General features: G+C 46.7%; 15 protein-coding genes. All 15 read right to left on the bottom strand.

What is annotated here, in order from left to right; genetic code table 11:
- The gene (yabN, locus tag J7I83_RS13370) at positions 1-1,464 is read right to left on the bottom strand and encodes a bifunctional methyltransferase/pyrophosphohydrolase YabN (protein WP_215101530.1); all 1,464 of its coding nucleotides are present in this window, start codon (positions 1,462-1,464) and stop codon (positions 1-3) included.
- Positions 1,461-3,065, bottom strand: coding sequence for a putative polysaccharide biosynthesis protein (locus tag J7I83_RS13365; RefSeq protein WP_215101528.1), 1,605 nt, complete (start codon positions 3,063-3,065; stop codon positions 1,461-1,463). Before J7I83_RS13365 ends, yabN begins: the two co-directional genes overlap by 4 nt.
- A 513-nt stretch (positions 3,066-3,578) precedes the next feature.
- Complete coding sequence (mfd, locus tag J7I83_RS13360) at positions 3,579-7,112, bottom strand: transcription-repair coupling factor (protein ID WP_215101526.1); 3,534 nt, start codon at positions 7,110-7,112, stop codon at positions 3,579-3,581.
- A 69-nt stretch (positions 7,113-7,181) separates the two neighbouring features.
- Complete coding sequence (gene pth, locus J7I83_RS13355; protein ID WP_215101524.1) at positions 7,182-7,745, bottom strand: aminoacyl-tRNA hydrolase; 564 nt, start codon at positions 7,743-7,745, stop codon at positions 7,182-7,184.
- Between the two features lie 104 nt (positions 7,746-7,849).
- A complete protein-coding gene (locus tag J7I83_RS13350; RefSeq protein WP_215101522.1) occupies positions 7,850-8,500 on the bottom strand; it encodes a 50S ribosomal protein L25/general stress protein Ctc in 651 nt (216 codons plus the stop codon).
- Between the two features lie 114 nt (positions 8,501-8,614).
- The gene (locus tag J7I83_RS13345) at positions 8,615-9,577 is read right to left on the bottom strand and encodes a ribose-phosphate diphosphokinase (RefSeq protein ID WP_215101520.1); all 963 of its coding nucleotides are present in this window, start codon (positions 9,575-9,577) and stop codon (positions 8,615-8,617) included.
- A gap of 15 nt (positions 9,578-9,592) precedes the next feature.
- Entirely contained in the window at positions 9,593-10,966 is a 1,374-nt protein-coding gene (gene glmU / locus J7I83_RS13340) for a bifunctional UDP-N-acetylglucosamine diphosphorylase/glucosamine-1-phosphate N-acetyltransferase GlmU (RefSeq protein WP_215101518.1), read from the bottom strand.
- A gap of 248 nt (positions 10,967-11,214) precedes the next feature.
- The gene (spoVG, locus tag J7I83_RS13335) at positions 11,215-11,499 is read right to left on the bottom strand and encodes a septation regulator SpoVG (protein WP_146559519.1); all 285 of its coding nucleotides are present in this window, start codon (positions 11,497-11,499) and stop codon (positions 11,215-11,217) included.
- Between the two features lie 180 nt (positions 11,500-11,679).
- A complete protein-coding gene (locus J7I83_RS13330; protein ID WP_215101516.1) occupies positions 11,680-12,057 on the bottom strand; it encodes a RidA family protein in 378 nt (125 codons plus the stop codon).
- A gap of 1 nt (position 12,058) precedes the next feature.
- Complete coding sequence (gene purR / locus J7I83_RS13325; protein ID WP_215101514.1) at positions 12,059-12,886, bottom strand: pur operon repressor; 828 nt, start codon at positions 12,884-12,886, stop codon at positions 12,059-12,061.
- A 57-nt stretch (positions 12,887-12,943) separates the two neighbouring features.
- Positions 12,944-13,807 carry a 4-(cytidine 5'-diphospho)-2-C-methyl-D-erythritol kinase gene (gene ispE, locus J7I83_RS13320; protein ID WP_215101512.1) on the bottom strand — a complete coding sequence of 288 codons (864 nt, stop codon included), beginning with the start codon at positions 13,805-13,807 and terminating at the stop codon, positions 12,944-12,946.
- 146 nt (positions 13,808-13,953) lie between these two features.
- A complete protein-coding gene (gene veg / locus J7I83_RS13315; protein ID WP_006830753.1) occupies positions 13,954-14,217 on the bottom strand; it encodes a biofilm formation stimulator Veg in 264 nt (87 codons plus the stop codon).
- Positions 14,218-14,380: 163 nt separating this feature from the next.
- Positions 14,381-15,259 carry a 16S rRNA (adenine(1518)-N(6)/adenine(1519)-N(6))-dimethyltransferase RsmA gene (rsmA, locus tag J7I83_RS13310; RefSeq protein ID WP_215101510.1) on the bottom strand — a complete coding sequence of 293 codons (879 nt, stop codon included), beginning with the start codon at positions 15,257-15,259 and terminating at the stop codon, positions 14,381-14,383.
- Positions 15,256-15,816: a ribonuclease M5 gene (gene rnmV / locus J7I83_RS13305; protein ID WP_215101508.1), complete on the bottom strand. Its 561-nt coding sequence runs from the start codon at positions 15,814-15,816 to the stop codon at positions 15,256-15,258. The genes rsmA and rnmV overlap by 4 nt, the downstream gene beginning before the upstream one ends.
- Before the next feature lie 193 nt (positions 15,817-16,009).
- Complete coding sequence (locus J7I83_RS13300; protein ID WP_215101506.1) at positions 16,010-17,359, bottom strand: G5 and 3D domain-containing protein; 1,350 nt, start codon at positions 17,357-17,359, stop codon at positions 16,010-16,012.
- Between the last annotated feature and the right edge of the window lie 32 nt (positions 17,360-17,391).

Below are 17,391 nucleotides of genomic sequence, written 5' to 3'. Positions count from 1 at the left end.
TCAGTCTTCCTTTCTTGCCAATAGTTTGGCCTGGTTCCAGAATCTATCCAGCTGCTCCAGCGTGTAATCGCTGAAGTTTCCAGTTCCCTGTTTTACCTGCTGTTCCACGTAACTGAAACGTGTTTGGAACTTCCGATTTGCCTGCATCATCGCTTCTTCTGGTGACAGGTCGAAGAAACGGGCAATATTCACCAAGGTGAACAACAAATCGCCAAGTTCATCCAATTGGCTGGCTTTGGAACCTTTCGCCACTTCGTGTTGAAACTCCTGCAATTCTTCATGGAATTTATCCCAAGCACCAGCAGCATCCGGCCAGCTGAATCCGACTTTCGCCGCTTTTTTCTGGTAATTGAACGACGTAGTCAAGGAAGAACTGAAACGGTCTTGGCCTTCTAATAAAGACTCAGAAGCCCGGTTTTCCTGTGCTTTGATTTCCTGCCAATTGGCGACAACCTGATCGGCATCTTCCGCCGTCACATCGCCGAATACATGGGGGTGGCGGCGAATCATTTTCGCACTGATGGATTCAAGCACATCCTCCAACTGGAAGTAGCCGTTATCCTGGCCAATTTGGGCATGCAGGAACACCTGCAGCAACACATCCCCCAATTCGTCCGCGATCGCTCGATCGTCACCTTCCTGAATCGCCTGAAGCAGCTCGTGTGCTTCCTCAATCAAAAATGGACTCAGCGACTCATGCGTCTGCTCGCGGTCCCACGGGCAACCTTCAGGGCTTCTCAGCTTCGCGATGATGCTGCGGAATGTCTGCCATTCCTTCAATCGTTGCGTTTGTTCCGCTGCCGGCGGCACATAGACGGTCGTCAAGTTGTTGACTTCTGCCGAGCGGTCCAATTCATGAAGCGGCACGGTACGCAGTACTTCGTCTTTAGAACCGGCAGCCGTGACGATGGTCACCGGGTAATCGTCCGGGTATTTTTCCATCAGCGTCAATTTGACTTCTGATGCACTGAAGCTGTCATAGACCTGGGCAATCAGCAGATGCTGTGTCATGTTTACTTGGTCGCTGGTCATTTCTGTACCATCCATTAATTGAAAGCCTTCAATTGGGTCGATGCGAAGCGCACCGAACAGCGAATCCAGGAAACTGTGTCCGCCTTCGATAGCCAAATGGCATAGCCCTTGCTTTTCGGCTCTAATCAAATTCTGCACGGTCTGCTCTGCCACCAAGGGGTGTCCCGGCACAGCATAAATGACCGATGCCTGAAGGGATAGATCAATCAGTGTTTCCGCAATTTCTTCATAAACCGGGCTGAAGCTGTCGTGCTTTTCATAAACGGCGTCAAAGCTCGTAAAAGTTACACCTTCCTGCGCCAGCTCTGCCAGTACCGGATGGTCTTCGGTCCGTACGTATAAATTGTCCGCAGCTTTCAGCTTTTTATAGACGCCGAGCGGCAATTGGTCTAAATCACCAGCACCAAGGCCGATTATGTGAATGGTATTCATCGCTTTTCACCTTTTTTCTTTGAATTTATTGCTAATTGCAATCCTGCCAGCTTGCGGCCGAACGGAATGATATACCATTCTTTTTCTGTGATGATGCGGCTTTTGCCAATCAGCGACATGAATACCAAAGCACCGAGCGGTATAGCGGTTGCCGTTGTGAGTGCAGCACCTAAGCGGCTGGACAAGCTGTCAAACAGATAGCTGTCAGCTAGAATCGACCAGCTCAGCACTACTGCTGACATCGCCGCAGCGGCTCCAAAAAGCCAACCGTAATAAGAAATCGGCGCAAACTGCAGCGGCCAGACTTTTTTGAAATACAACAATAACCCAGCCACAATCACCGCCAGGCCAACATTTCCCGCAATAGCCGCTCCCATTACTCCCCAAATAGGCAGCAACAGCAAATTGCTGACGACTTTCACCACCAAGCCTGAAACCAGCAACAAAGCCGGAACCCTCACCTTGCCAAGTCCATGAAGCATCGCCGTCATGATCAGCAGCAGCGACATCCAGACGATCTGCCAGCTGAAGATGATCAGTGCACCCGACTGTTCGCGCGTTTGGAACAGAGTTTCATTGACATAAGGCATGACGAAGGTCAGCCCTGCAGCAGCAGCGAATGCAAACAGGAACGATACACGGAACGCCAAGCGCGCATAAATTTCCGGTGGCCTTCCACCGTTTTTTTTAGAAGTCCGCGCCACCAGCGGAACAATTGCCAGGGTCAGCGAAGTGGCGATCAAAATGCCGAATTGTACCAGTGGCTGTCCGCGGTCATAGATCCCCTTCTGTTCCATGGCAGCAAGACGCGATATTCCACTTTCTTCCAGTAGGCGGAATACCGTAAACGAATCCACCAGCTGAAACAGCAGCAGGATCAAAGAACTCATGCTGACACTCAAGCTGACCGCGGTCATCTCCTTAATGATTGGCCAGGTTCGCATTTGTGAAGGCTGTTTCAGGAAATCCGAATGACTGCGGAAATAGACCAGCAACAGGACAACTGCTCCTAGCCCTCCGATCACTGCGCCAAGCATCGCCATCTGGCCTGCGGCGTACAATGACAAACCGCTCGAAATGACAATCCAAGTACCGATTAAAATGATCGATACACGAAACCCCTGCTCCATTACCTGGGCATAGGCAACTGGCACCATGTCATTTCGCGACTGGAAATAGCCTTTCAGTATAGCCAGCGGTGCCATCAGCAACACTGAAAACGCGCCGACTTTCAGCAAGCGATCCAATTGCGCATCGCCCATCCAGCCTGCCAGCAGTTCCGCGCCGAAAAACAGCAGCACAAATCCCGAAATGGAGATAGCAGCCACATACATGAATGCGACGCGCAAAATCGTCCCGTGCTCCTGCCTGCCGGTATCCGCCAACAATTTTGAAACCGCTACTGCAAAGCCATAGGATGTCCAGATGCCGAAAATGGCGACAAACGGATACACTTGCTGGTAAATGTAGAAGCCTTTGTCTCCAACGAGGTTCTGGAAAGGCACCCGGTAGACCGCACTGAGCAGCTTAACGATAAATCCTGCAATCGTCAGCAGGACCGCGCCTTTCATAAATGATTTCATTGTGCCTTCATTGTTCACCAGACCCACTCATCTCTTACTTATAGTAACTTTGTGTGTTAAAAAAGAATTTCGCATTGATTAGTAAACTTGAAGTTGAAAAAATCGCTCCAGACGGACGCTTTCCGGCAGAAAGCGAGTCGGGCTGTGCCTGACTCGTTTGCGACGAAGCCCTGAGCCTCCTCGGGCTTACGCCCTGTGGGGTCTCCTTTATATCGCTTCGCTGTTCCCACAGGAGTCGCCGCCTAACACTCTTTCTTCTAAGTGTCATTTAAACATCAATGAATGAGAATTTTTTTACTTAACCACTAGGATATGGAGCAAACCAGTAAAGACTCCCAAGGGAGCAGTGCAGCGACATACAAAAAATCCCCTCGAGCATGGCCCGAGTTAGTTCGGCGCAAGCCCTTGGCAGTTGGCACCGTGTCTTTCTGGAGCACCAGCTGCATGACCCATATCCTGCGGGATCGAAAGCGAAGCTGGTTTATGGAATATCCAAAGCAAGCCAGTACTATTGTAAATAACTAATTCATTTCAACTAACCGATTTTTCTTCACGAAGCGATTCCGGCAGTAGTTTGATCATGCCTTCCAATACATCGAACGGATGCAGTTTTTTGGTTTTATTTTCATCGATGGACATGACTAGTTGCTGGCCGGCCATGCTGAACCCGACAGCGCGGCCGTAGGCGGCAGATTCCTCCACCACTTTGCCGCCGTTGATGCTGGTTGTGCCTTTTTCACTCAATTTGACGGTCACGACTTTGCCGTGTTGCTTGATCGATTCCACTCCTACTTGGCGCGCCCATACTTTCATGCGGGCAATGCGCAGCAAAAGGTCAGTTTCATTCGGCATGTCCCCGAAACGGTCGATCAATTCATCCTGCAGCTCGGTCATTTCCTCTTCCGTACCCACGCCTTTGACGCGCTTGTACATTTGGATCTTCTGGTAGCCGTCACTGACATAAGAATCTGGAATATAGGCATCAACATCGAGTGAAATTTCAATTTCCGGAACCACTTCTTTTTTGACCCCTGACTGGCGTTCGTCGATTGCCTCCTGGAGCATCTGTGAATAAAGATCAAAGCCGACAGAGTCAATAAAGCCGTGCTGCTGTGAACCTAGCAGATTGCCTGCCCCGCGAATCGTCAAATCACGCATGGCGATTTTGAAGCCGGAACCAAGCTCAGTGAATTCCTTGATGGCCATCAGGCGTTTTTCTGCCACATCGGTCAGCACTTTGTCGCGCTGATACATGAAGTACGCATAAGCCACACGGCTCGACCGACCGACACGCCCGCGCAATTGATAAAGCTGCGACAAGCCCATACGGTCGGCGTTGTAAACAATCAAGGTGTTGACGTTCGGAATATCAATGCCGGTTTCGATGATGGTCGTCGTCACCAAGACATCATAATCGCCGTCAAGGAAGCTCAAGATGACCGATTCCAGTTCGGTTTCATTCATTTGTCCGTGAGCATAGCCGACGCGTGCTTCGGGTACCAATGCTTGAATTTCTTCTACTTTCCGGGTCATGTCATCCACACGGTTATACAAATAAAACACTTGCCCGCCGCGCGCCATTTCACGTTCAATAGCTTCGCGTACGAGCGCACCATTATGCTCCATAACATAGCTTTGCACGGGGAAACGATTGGCTGGCGGTGTTTCAATGACAGACAAGTCGCGCACACCGATCATCGACATATGAAGCGTCCGTGGAATTGGTGTTGCCGTCAGCGTCAGAACATCTACGTTAGTCTTCATTTGCTTGATCTTTTCCTTATGGGTTACACCAAAGCGCTGTTCTTCATCGATGATCAATAACCCAAGATCTTTGTACTGCATATCTTTCGATAAAATACGGTGTGTACCGACAACCACATCAACCGAACCATTCTTCAGGCCTTTGACGGTTTCGGTCTGTTGCTTTTTCGAGCGGAAACGGCTCATCAAGCCGACCGTGATCGGATAATCCTTGAACCGCTCGCTCATCGTTTCAAAATGCTGTTGCGCCAATATCGTCGTTGGCACGAGAAATGCCACTTGTTTGCCGTCCAATACCGCTTTAAATGCCGCGCGGATGGCGACTTCTGTTTTGCCATAGCCGACATCGCCACAGATCAGGCGGTCCATCGGCCGTTCGTTTTCCATGTCTCGCTTGACTTCATTGATCGAGCGCAATTGATCGACGGTTTCTTCATAAGGGAACTCCGCTTCAAATTGGCGCTGCATGTCCTGCTCTTCGGAAAAAGCAAAGCCTCTTAACGCTTCCCGCTCTGCATAAAGCTTGATCAAGTCATCTGCAATGTCCTGGACTGCTGCCGATACTTTCGTGCGGGTCTTCTTCCACTCCGCGCCGCCCATCTTATGCAGCTTGGGTTCTTTTTCTTCAGATGCGATGTATTTTTGGATCAAGTCGATTTTATCGACCGGTACGAATAATTTATCATCTGCTTTGTAGACAATGTGGAGGTAATCTTTATGGACCCCTCCACTTTCCAGGGTTTCGATGCCTACAAAACGGCCGATGCCGTGATGGATGTGCACAATGTAATCGCCCGGTTTGATTTCGGAATAGCTCTTAATACGCTCTGCATTTGTCAGTTTTTGAGCACGTGTTTTCTTCTTCGGCTGCTGCTTGAACAACTCCGAATCCGTAATGACGGCCAAACGCTGCAGTGGCATTTCAAACCCTGTCGACAATTCCCCGTCAACCAAATAGATTTTTCCGCCTTGAATTTCCGTCAAAGGCGAGGCAATCTCTGCTTCCATATCGTAATCCGCTAAAACGGCACGCACTTTTTGAAGGCGTTCGTCGCCTTGAGCCACAATAAAAATCTGGAACTTCCCTAAGATCCAGCGCTCCATTTCGGCTTTCAGGAGATGCATTTGTCCATGGAAAGATTGCATCGGCTTACACGAAAAGACGATGGACTTTTTGACCGATACCATCGGGAATGTCCGGACGAATAAAGACAGGAACGTCACTTTCTGCTGAAGCCTCGCCATCATTTCACGGAAAGTATAGGTTAACGGGACATCATGAAGAAACTTCCCTTCTTCCAACAACGAAACAATCCAATCGCCTTCTTCGCGTTCCAGTGTATCCGTCATTTCCTGGATTCGTCCCAGTTCATCAAAAAAGACCAGTCCATTGCCCGGGAAATAATCGCTTAAAGACGCTGATTGGGTCTCGATCATTGAAGCATATTTTGCCAGTTGCTCCGGTATCTCGCCTTGTTTCAACAAATCGATATCGTGCTGGATATGCTGGAGCATCAAAGCTTTCGTATCGTCAGTTTTGATTTTTTTCAAACTGGCTGCAAGTTGGGTTTCGAGCTTTTTCGCCAGCCCGATGCGCTGGTCTTTCGACAGCACCAACTCACTTGCCGGAAGGATGCACAGCGATTGGACTTTCTCGAGCGAACGCTGATCATCGGCTGAAAATAGCCGCAATGAATCCACTTCGGTATCGAACAACTCGATGCGTACTGGATGTTCAAAGTTCAGCGGATAAATATCCAAAATTCCTCCGCGAAGCGCAAACTCTCCCGGAGTGGTCACCATTGGCGTACGGGAATAGCCCATTGCCACCAATTTCAACAGCCATTCGCCTGTATCAAGTTCTTCGCCTTCTGCGATGCGCAACGTGGCATAATCCCATTGCTCTTTCGCCGGCAAGAGCTTGCGCATTCCTGCCACCGGCGTAATGTAAATCCCTTTGCCGACACTCTTCATATGATCAAGCGTATCGATGCGGTGAGCCCGCAATTCAGGACCTGAAAAAGATACCTCTGCAGCAATCAATTCTTCCGCTGGATAAAGGTGGACCTGCTGTTCGCCGACCAGACGCACCAAGTCATCGTATACACGCTGCGCGTGCAATAAGTTTGGCGTCACGATCAATAAAGGGGCTTCCGCTTCGGACCAGATTGTTTGATAGAAAATCGGCCGCGCGCTGCCGGATAAACCGGAAATCAACTGATGATCCTGCCCTTTCTTCAAATCGGCTATAAAGTTTTGTGTATGGGTATCCTCCGAAAAGGTCTGTAAAATATGATTCATCCAACTTCCTCCTTTCAAAAAAACACAGGAAACAGAAAAAAGCTCTGAACGCTAAATGCGTCAAAGCGGTTATGCTCCATTAAATTGATTCATTACTTCGAGATAGGATTTGGACAGCCAAGTTTCGCAAGCTGTTGCACTCTTTTTGATAGCATCCGCCACTTCCGGCACCTCTTCTTTCGAGAAGCGCTGCAGCACGTAATCCGGTACCTTCATGCCTGCTGGTGGACGGCTAATGCCGATACGCAGCCGATTGAATTCCTGGGTACCTAAATGCTGAATCAATGACTTGATGCCATTATGGCCACCGGCACTGCCTTTTTGGCGCAACCGCAATTGTCCAGCAGGCAAATCCAGATCATCGTATATGACAATGATGTCTTTTAGCTCGATGCCATAGTAATCCATCAGTGCACTGACACTCTCGCCCGACAAATTCATGTAAGTCAACGGCTTTAGCAGCATCACTTTGCCTTCAGGACGATGGCTAATGGAATACATCCCTTTAAATTTTGCCTGCGTCAACGGCGCATTCCATTGGCTTGCCAAATAATCGACCACTTTAAAGCCGATATTGTGGCGTGTGTCTTCATATGCTTTGCCCGGGTTTCCCAAGCCGATAATCAGTTTCATACCCATCTTCCTTTGCTTTTTCACTGCCTTCTATTTTACCATAATTAATCCTGAAACAAAAAAATAGGGACTGTCTCTCGACAGCCCCTATTTTTCATTCACATTTACGCTTCTTTTTTTTCTTCTTCAGAATCTTCGCTGCCAACCACTTCTGGTTCTGCATCTTCATCAGATACAGTTTCAAGCTCGTCCAATTCTTCCTGTGTACGTGGAGCTGTTGCAGAAACAAGGATAAATTCGTCTTCAGCCAAGATTTCATAAGAGACAGTTCCGCGGATATCGCCGACAGTGATTGTTTCGCCAATCGCCAGTTCAGTAGTATCCACTTCCAATGCATCCGGAATATCAGAAGGTTTCACGCGGATAGATACTTCGTGGTTCGGCTGAGTGATAAAGCCGCCTTCTTTTTCGCCTACTGATTCGCCGATCAAGTGAACAGTTACAGCCACTTCTAGCTCATCAGACATGTTGATCGCTAAAAAGTCGACATGCTTAAAGCTGCCTTTTAAAGCGTCCATTTGATAATCACTCAATACAACGTTTGTGCTTTTGCCATCAATTTCAAGGCTGATTACGCCGTTACGTCCAGATTCACGCAAAGTTTTAATCAATTCGATTTCAGATACAGTTACCGGTGTCGTTTCAGTTTTAAAGCCGTAAACTACGCCTGGTACATGTCCTTTCGAACGAAGTTCAGTTAATGCAGAATTCTTATTGCTGCTTTCTCTTTTTTGTGCGGTCATTTTTACAGTCATTACTTTCAGCCTCCAGTTATATTAAAAAGTACATAATTCACGATAGGTACATAAACAGTATATACCCTTTTCTTACAATAATGAAACCTAGAGTATAAAAAGTGTTGCCCAGGATCAATCAAAAAGAGTGCTGACAGATTTTTGCTCATGGACACGGACGATTGTTTCGGCCAATAAGCGTGCAACAGACAATTGCTTGATCTTAGGAGATTTCTTTTCTTCCGGCAATGCAATCGAGTTGGTGATGATCAATTCCTTGATAACCGAGTCGTTGATGCGTTGTACGGCGGGACCTGACAAGACAGGATGGGTACAGCATGCATAGACTTCTTTCGCACCGCTTTCGATCAAGGCGCTGGCCGCAATTGAAATCGTTCCTGCAGTATCAATGATGTCATCGATGATGATGGCTGTTTTGCCTTCCACATTACCGACAATGTTCATGACTTCCGCGACATTCGGGCGAGGACGGCGCTTGTCGATGATCGCAATCGGTGCTTTCAAGCGATCTGCCATTTTGCGCGCACGTGTAACTCCGCCATGATCCGGCGAAACGATGATGACATTTTCCAGATCAATGCCACTTTCATTCAGGAAATAGTCGGATAGCAAAGGTACAGCTACCAAATGGTCAATCAAAATATCAAAGAATCCTTGGATTTGAGGAGCATGCAAATCAAGAACAATAACGCGTGTAGCTCCGGCAGTTTCCAAAAGATTCGCTACTAATTTTGCGGTAATCGGTTCACGTGAACGGGCTTTACGGTCCTGGCGTGCATAACCGTAGTAGGGAATCACGACATTGACTGTGCGGGCAGAAGCACGTTTGACGGCATCGATCATGATCAATAGCTCCATCAAGTTTTCATTGACTGGCTGAGAAGTCGACTGCACGATAAATACATCATAACCGCGAATACTTTCTTCAATATTGATCTGGATTTCACCATCGCTGAAATGTGTAACCGAACTTTTTCCAAGTGGAATGCCTGCGTGTTCTGAAATTTCTTCAGCCAGTGCCTGGTTCGAATTCAGTGAAAAGATTTTCAATTTCGAGTTTGCATTTTGATAGCCCATTAGGTGTGAACCCTCCTATTTTTTACCGTTCAATTTGTTTGCATAGCCTTCTTTATTTTCCTGGCGCGCACGAGCAATCGCCAATGAACCCTTTGGTACATCTTTTGAAATCGTCGAGCCTGCCGCCACATAAGATCCTTGGCCTACCGTGACCGGTGCAATCAGATTTGAGTTGCAGCCGATAAAGGTGTTGTCTTCAATGATGGTCTGGAATTTATTTTTGCCATCGTAATTAACCGTGATGGTACCACAGCCGATATTAACACCTGTACCGACATGAGCGTCACCAATATAGCTTAAGTGGGAAACTTTGCTGTCATTTCCGACTTCCGATTTTTTCACTTCGACAAAGTTGCCGATTTTCACGTCATTACCCAAAACGGTTTCCGGACGGATATGTGCAAATGGCCCCACAGCTGTATCCGTTCCGATGCTGCTATCATGGATCTCTGAACTGCGGATTGTCGTACGGTCCCCGATTACGCTGTTGACGATATGGCTGTTTGAAGAAATGATGCAGTCTTCTCCAATTTTCGTATCCCCATCAATCGTGACGTTCGGGTGGATGATAGTATCGGCTCCGATTTCAGCTTGTGCGCTGATATAGGCAGTAGCTGGATCGATGATCGAAACACCGGCTCTCATGTGCTTTTCAGCAATCCGTTTGCGCATGGTACTTTCCGCTTGGCTCAATGCCACACGGTCATTCACACCCAGTGTTTCGTCAAAGCTGTCTGTTGCATAAGCAGCAACGATTTCTCCCTGCTTTTGAAGGATTTCAATAACGTCAGGCAAATAGTATTCACCTTGGACATTGTCATTGGAAACCAGTTTTAACGCTTCAAACAAGGCTTCGTTATCGAAGCAGTAAGTGCCTGTATTGATTTCCTTGACTTGCTGCTCTTCCGGAGATGCGTCTTTTTGCTCGACGATCTTTTCGACGATGCCAGCACTGTTGCGAAGAATCCGTCCGTAGCCTGCCGGGTTATCGGCGATTGCTGTCAGGATTGTCGCTTTTGCCTGAGTTTCTTCATGCTGGTCAAGCAATGCCTGCATCGTTTCCGGGCGGATCAACGGTGTATCCCCGCAAACAACCAAAGTCGTTCCCGCAAGACCTTCAATCAATGAAGCTGTCTGCTGCACTGCATGAGCTGTTCCCAACTGTTCCGCTTGCAGCGCGTATTCGCTTTTCTCGCCCAGTTGCTGCTGAACTTTTTCAGCGCCATGCCCGACAACGGTCACGATCTTTTCAACGCCAAGCTTCTCGACGTTGCCTGTGACGTGCTCAACCATCGGCATGCCACAGACTGGATGAAGCACTTTGTACAATTTCGACTTCATGCGCGTGCCCTGGCCGGCCGCTAAAATTACTGCATATGTATTTGCCATTCCTTGCCCCTCCATTCATGAGCTGATAAGTAGCCCATTTCGCCAATCTTATCGGCCATTTATTTATGTCACTTGTGAAATCCAGTTTTTAAACTGGCTATGTCAATTAAAAAAATTCACTTTTCCTTATTGACTATAGCGGAAAAACCTTGATTTTTCAAGGTTTCAAGGCATGACAATACCATGACAAAAAAAGTCAAATAAAAAAAGAGCCCATTTGATATCGAAGGCCCCTTGATTCAGCTCCATTAAACGCTGGCATTTTCCAATACCGACTCGTTTTCACTTTGCTCATATGCAGTTAAGACAGCTTCTTGAAGTTTGGTGCGTGCGCTTGAATTGATCGGATGTGCAATATCCCGAAATTCTCCATCTGGTGTTCTTTTGCTTGGCATCGCAACAAACAAGCCTTCATTTCCATCAATCACACGAATATCATGAATGACAAACTCGTTATCCAGTGTGATGGAAGCGATTGCCCTCATTCTGCCATCAGTTTGTACACGTCGTAATCTCACATCTGTTACTTCCATTCTCTCATCGCCCTTCTCTCAGCTGCTATTTTAAACCCTAATTATGGGTATTCGCTAAAAAGGACTAATCTCCTTCATAATTCACAAAACTTATTAGAAAATTTGCTTAATAAAATAAAAAACTGCAGTCCTACTCAATTTTAGCGAGCAGGCCTGCAGTTCTCTATTTAACATCTGATGTTAGTTGTTCACTTTTGCAATGACTTCGATTTCCACTTTTACGTCTTTTGGCAAACGTGCCACTTCAACGGTCGAACGCGCCGGTTTGTGATCGCCAAAATAAGTTGCGTAAATCTCGTTCAATTCCGCAAAATCATTCATATCTTTAATGAAAACTGTGGCCTTAATGACTTCGCCAAGAGACGAACCCGCTTCGGCAAGAACAGCTTTCAGGTTTAAAAATACTTGATGTGTCTGGTCAGAGATGGTGCCTTCAACCAATTCTCCTGTCGCTGTCAATGGAATTTGACCTGAACTGTAGAGAATTCCTCCGGAAACCACACCTTGTGAGTATGGCCCGATCGCCGCTGCCGCTTTGTCTGTCGCTACATAATTCATATTAAACTCCTCCATTTTCAAAGTAATTTCCTTCTTCCAATGCGATGGTCCGTTCTTTTTCACTGACTTCATGCAATTTGACGAGGGACAGATACTTTTCTACGAGCCGTTCATCCGAATGTTCCGCTTCTACAAGCACAGCCACACCCGCTAAGGTGCATTCAAACTCTTCCAGCAGATTTTTCATGCCGTTCATCGTCCCACCGACTTTCATGAAGTCATCGGTGATGAGCACGCGCTGGCCGCTCTTCATGCTGCGTTTTGACAGCACCATCGTTTGGATCCGTCGAGAAGACCCTGAGACATAATTGATGCTTACTGTAGAGCCTTCTGTGACTTTGCTGTCTCTGCGGACAATAACCACAGGCACATTCAAATGCCGGGCAATCGCATGGGCGATCGGGATGCCTTTAGTGGCCACCGTCATGATGACATCAATTTTTTCTTTGGCAAACGCCGTGGCAAATACTTTGCCGACACGGTTCATCATCTCCGGATTGCCCAGTACATCAGTCATATATAAATAACCGCCCGGCAACAGACGGTCAGAGTGGCTCAACTCTTCCATGAGATCCGCCATAATGGCCTTGATTTCATGAGCTTGGAGCTTAGGAATATATTTAACGCCGCCCGCTGCCCCTGGGACAGTCATCAGCAGACCAATCCCTTTTTCTTCGAAGGTTTCTTTGACAATCCCCAAATCCTCACTGATAGAAGACTTGGCCGATTGGTACAACTCCGAAAAATAAGTCAGCGGAATCAATTTATGCGGGTGTTCCAATAAAAAATGTGTCATATCGACAAGCCGTTCACTGCGCTTCCACTTCAATACTACCCTCTCCTAAACACGAATGATTTATAGAAAACTTACCATAAATGTCCGTATTTAGGCAAGTGGCTCCCGTTCGCCAATCAAGCGTACCGCATAAACTTCTGAACAAAAGCCACGCAGGCCATTGTATATGCGCGGAATGCGTGCTTCCTGATGCACCAAACCGAAAACCGTCGGCCCACTGCCGCTCATCAGAACAGCATCTGCGCCGAATTTTTTCATCTGTTCTTTAATCTGTTCAACTTCCGGATACAACTTTAAAGTGACGCTCTCAAGTGCATTGCCCAAGTTATCACACATTGCTTCATAATCGCCGGCGTGGAGCGCTTGGATCATTTCCTCCGTATTTGGATGCTGAGCTGTTCGAACGTCGAATGCACCATAGACGTCGGCTGTTGAAACACCGATTGTCGGTTTTGCTAAAATGACCCAGCAATTTGGCGGAGTCGGCAATTCCTGGATAATTTCACCACGCCCTTTTGCTAAGGCTGTGCCTCCATAGACACAAAAGGAAACATCTGATCCGATTTTAGCACCCAGTTCAGCCAGCTCATCAAGTGACAGGTTTAACTGCCAAAGTTTGTTCAATCCTTTTAATGTCGCTGCCGCATCACTGCTGCCTCCAGCCAAGCCAGCAGCAACCGGAATTCTTTTATCGAGCGAGATGATGACACCGGTCTTAATATTGAAGGTGTCTTTGATCAATTGCGCCGCCTGATAGGCAAGGTTGCGGGAATCGTTCGGAACAAAGCGATCTGCAGACTGAATATGTATGCCTTTGGATGTCCCCATCAATCCAATGCGGTCCGACAAATCCACCGTTGTCATGATCATTTCGATTTCGTGGTAATTATCTGGACGTTTATGTAAAACATCTAATGTTAAGTTGATCTTGGCAGGCGCTTTTACGTAGAGCATCCCACTGCCTCCTTTATATTCTAATGAAGACTATTTTAACATACCGCTGGGCAATGGAAAGCAAAGTCCCGGCAGAAACAAAAAAACTCGCCTTCCGCTTGGATAAGCAGTAGCAAGTTTTGAAGTAACATATAAATATAATTCAATTATTTCACAACAAGTGCATCTTCAGTTCCTTCGTACACGGTAATTTCTACCGCCTCAGTTAAGATGTCTGCGTAGCTGTAAGACACGCGTTCAAATGCATGCTCTTCTTGATCTAGCTCAATCACGAACACGGAGTGATACGTTTCGCGCAGGATTCCGGCACGTTCAACCGTTTTCTTGCGACCTCCGTTTGCCTTTAAAAGCAATCGTTTTCCTAAATGTAGGTCTAACGACTTTTTAATATCCGCCAAAGTTTTGGGCATTTTGTCTACACCTCACTATAGACAAAATTCTACCATAATATGATGGAATAGTCAAGCAAATTTATAATTTTATCAGCGACTATCCGGTGCTGTCAATATTTATTTACTCGAAATATCTTTAATCTGAAAAAACATGTGCCGAAATTGTAACAGTATACCGATTTTACTGGAAATAAGCGTATAATTTGTCGGCCAGCAGACCGAATTCCTTGATCGTCAAAGTTTCTCCACGCCGTATCGGATCTATTTCCGCTTCTTCCAGCGCTTTCAGGATCAGTTCTTTTTTCTCTTTTCCTAAAGGCATGGCCACTTGAAGGTTGTTTAAAATAGTTTTTCTTCGTTGGACGAACGACCCTCTCGTAACGCTAAAGAAGAAGTCTTCGTCAATGACTTCAACTTCCGGCACTTCCCGTTTGGTCATGCGGATAACAGCGGAATCGACATTCGGCTGTGGGAGAAAGACTGATTTCGGAACAGTCAACGCCATTTCGGCCTGTGTGTAGTACTGGATAGCGATGGACAGTGAGCCATAGGCCTTTGTCCCAGGTTTTGCTGTAATGCGCTCAGCCACCTCTTTTTGCAGCATGACGACCATGCCGCGAATCGGCAGTTTTTCCAGCAACAGCTTTAAAATGATGGGAGTCGTGACGTAATAAGGCAGATTGGCTACGACGACGATATCTTCGTAATCGGCCAATTCGCTGTCGATGGCCGCCTGGACATCGGTTTTCAAAATATCAGCATGGACAATGGAAATATTGTCGTACGGCGACAATGTATCGGCCAGTACCGGCAAGAGACGCTGGTCAATTTCAAAAGCCAGCACTTTTCCTGCTTCTCTTGCTAGATGTTCAGTTAACGCGCCAATTCCCGGACCGATTTCGATGACAGCAGACTTTTTCGTCAACTTTGCCTGCCCGACAATTTTACGTAAAATATTGGGGTCGATCAAAAAGTTCTGTCCTAGGCTCTTCTTCACTTTCAAATCGTATTTCGCCATGATCTGCTGGGTCCGGATAGGTGTAGCTATATCTTTCGTCATTGGTTTTCCTCCTGAGTTAACGCTTGTACCGCTTTGATAAACTGGTCTTTGGATATACCGAACATATAGAGCCGCTTCTGAAGCTGCTTGCCGTTGGTATAGCCGATCTGCAGATCATTGCCGATTTGGATGCGGCGCTGCTTGGCTTGTGGATGAGCAACAAGCCCTGCATCGATCAAATCTTCCATGGTGATCTCTACAGCGCGTTCTTCCTGCAACGGCGTATAGACCGCTTGCAAGGCTTCACGGATGTCTTCATCACGGGCATGCTCAATTCCTAAGCCTTTGCCGTTTTTGGCAATTGTTTTTTCTTTGGCTAAAAATGCATGCTTGGCTTGAGGCACGTGTTCTTCAATAATAGCACGGATCCGCCGCCCGGGATAATCGGGATCTGTAAAAACAATGACGCCCCGTTTCTGCTGGGCATGAGCAATCCGCTGCAGCGTCTCCGGCGTTATAGCTGAACCGTTCGTTTCGATTGTATCGGCATTGACTGCACGCTTAATTGCTACTGTATCGTCTTTTCCTTCAACTACTATAATTTCATTTATTTTCATTTATGCGGTTCCTCTTTTCAAGCTTGTTATTTATCCCGCTTTAACGGTCTGATTGGATCAACTAACAATAATGGGGATGAAGAAAATCCCAACTGATTGAAGTTTCTCTTTATTCTACACGTTTGCGGGTAGACATGTAAAAAGCTTTCCCGGGAAATATCCCAGGAAAGCCTATAGTGGAATTTACTGTAGATTAGTTAAGAATTCTAACTTTTACTTGTTTGCGTCCGAATGACAAAGCATCGGATTTATTAGCCATGAACAAATCAATTTTGTTGCCTTTGATTGCTCCACCGGTGTCGCCTGCAATAGCGTTTCCGTATCCTTCAACCCATACTTTAGAACCTAATGGAATGACGCTAGGGTCTACTGCAATTACTTTAAGGCCTGGATTGGCGTGCAAGTTGATGCCTGTAGCGGTGATGCCTGAACAGCCTGTGCAGCTTGCTGTATAAGCTGTTGCTGACACGTAAAACTCTTTGCCGCCTGTTGGTTCTGCTTCTGCCGGCGCTGCCTTGGCGGGTTCCGCTTTCGCTGGTGCTGGTGCTTTTTTAGCTGAAGCTGTTTTGACAGTTGCTTTTTCCTGTTGAGGTGCTGTCTGTTTCGCAGGCTCCGCTTTTGCTGCTGGAGCTGCTGCTTTTGCTTGAGTGCCGCGTGAGACGCTTGCTACAACCGTTTTTGTCCCGACCGCTGTTACTTGTTTAGTTGGCTCTTTTACCACTTTTTCGTTTTTAAGGTTACGCTTTACTTCTTTGCCGTTTTCCTTAACCACTTCGTAAGTTTTCTTAACTAAGCCATTTGTTCCTTTTTGGACAACTTTTTCACTGCCTTTAAGAAGCGAGTTGTCTTTTTTCGTTTCTACCGCATATTTTACAGAATCCTCGACTACATCGGTGACCTTTTCGACGCGAACCACTTTGACTTCTGAATTCGGAAGGACCAATTCGTCCATTTCGTTCTCCACTCTATCAAGTTTGCCCACAGAAATTTCATGTTGCTTTAAAAGGTCAGCGACCGTAGTCGAAGTAGACCATACTTTCTTTTCTTCAAGGCCATCCTGAATGGTAACCTCGTATGCTTTTTCCACCGAGATCGTTGTTTCTTCATCCACTTGCTCTTCTAATGCCGGTGATACTTTATCGTGTTTCGTAAGCTCGATATTCGCTTTTGCCAAAATTTCTGACACGGTGTTTTCAGTCGTCCAAGCCGAAGTGGCTTCTCCATCAACTGTTACATTGTATTGTTCTGCTGCATCCCATTCAAAAGAAAAATCTTCATTAATGGCTGTTTCTTCGGAATGGCTCAAAAAATCATGTTGTCCAGGTTCGATTTCCTGCTCCTCCAAAAATGCTCCGACTGTTTCTGCATGCGTTCTTACTTCTTCCTGTTCACCATTCGCTGTTACAGATACCGTGTTTTTTGTGCCTTCGTATATAGCAAAGGTCAAAACCGCCGCGAACAACAGTACGGTCGCGATTGTTACCGCCAATGATTTACCTTTGAATAATTTTGATGATTTGGTATTATTTGCTTCATTTGACAAAAATAACTCCTCCTTCTTCACTTGAGTGATTA

This window comes from Planococcus sp. ISL-110 (assembly GCF_018613575.1).
Classification (GTDB): Bacteria; Bacillota; Bacilli; order Bacillales_A; family Planococcaceae; genus Planococcus.
The sequence above is the reverse complement of the archived record's forward strand: the minus strand, read 5'-3'. Positions and strand labels throughout refer to the sequence as shown.

Coding starts and splice junctions, on each gene's coding strand:
- J7I83_RS13345 (WP_215101520.1), bottom strand. CDS start 9,577: ATGGGCTATCAAAATGCAAACTCGAAATTGAAAATCTTTTCACTGAAT.
- rnmV (WP_215101508.1), bottom strand. CDS start 15,816: ATGAAAATAAATGAAATTATAGTAGTTGAAGGAAAAGACGATACAGTA.
- veg (WP_006830753.1), bottom strand. CDS start 14,217: ATGCCCAAAACTTTGGCGGATATTAAAAAGTCGTTAGACCTACATTTA.
- mfd (WP_215101526.1), bottom strand. CDS start 7,112: ATGAATCATATTTTACAGACCTTTTCGGAGGATACCCATACACAAAAC.
- spoVG (WP_146559519.1), bottom strand. CDS start 11,499: ATGGAAGTAACAGATGTGAGATTACGACGTGTACAAACTGATGGCAGA.
- rsmA (WP_215101510.1), bottom strand. CDS start 15,259: ATGACGAAAGATATAGCTACACCTATCCGGACCCAGCAGATCATGGCG.
- J7I83_RS13350 (WP_215101522.1), bottom strand. CDS start 8,500: ATGACTGTAAAAATGACCGCACAAAAAAGAGAAAGCAGCAATAAGAAT.
- yabN (WP_215101530.1), bottom strand. CDS start 1,464: ATGAATACCATTCACATAATCGGCCTTGGTGCTGGTGATTTAGACCAA.
- ispE (WP_215101512.1), bottom strand. CDS start 13,807: ATGCTCTACGTAAAAGCGCCTGCCAAGATCAACTTAACATTAGATGTT.
- pth (WP_215101524.1), bottom strand. CDS start 7,745: ATGAAACTGATTATCGGCTTGGGAAACCCGGGCAAAGCATATGAAGAC.
- glmU (WP_215101518.1), bottom strand. CDS start 10,966: ATGGCAAATACATATGCAGTAATTTTAGCGGCCGGCCAGGGCACGCGC.
- J7I83_RS13330 (WP_215101516.1), bottom strand. CDS start 12,057: ATGAATTATGTAGCGACAGACAAAGCGGCAGCGGCGATCGGGCCATAC.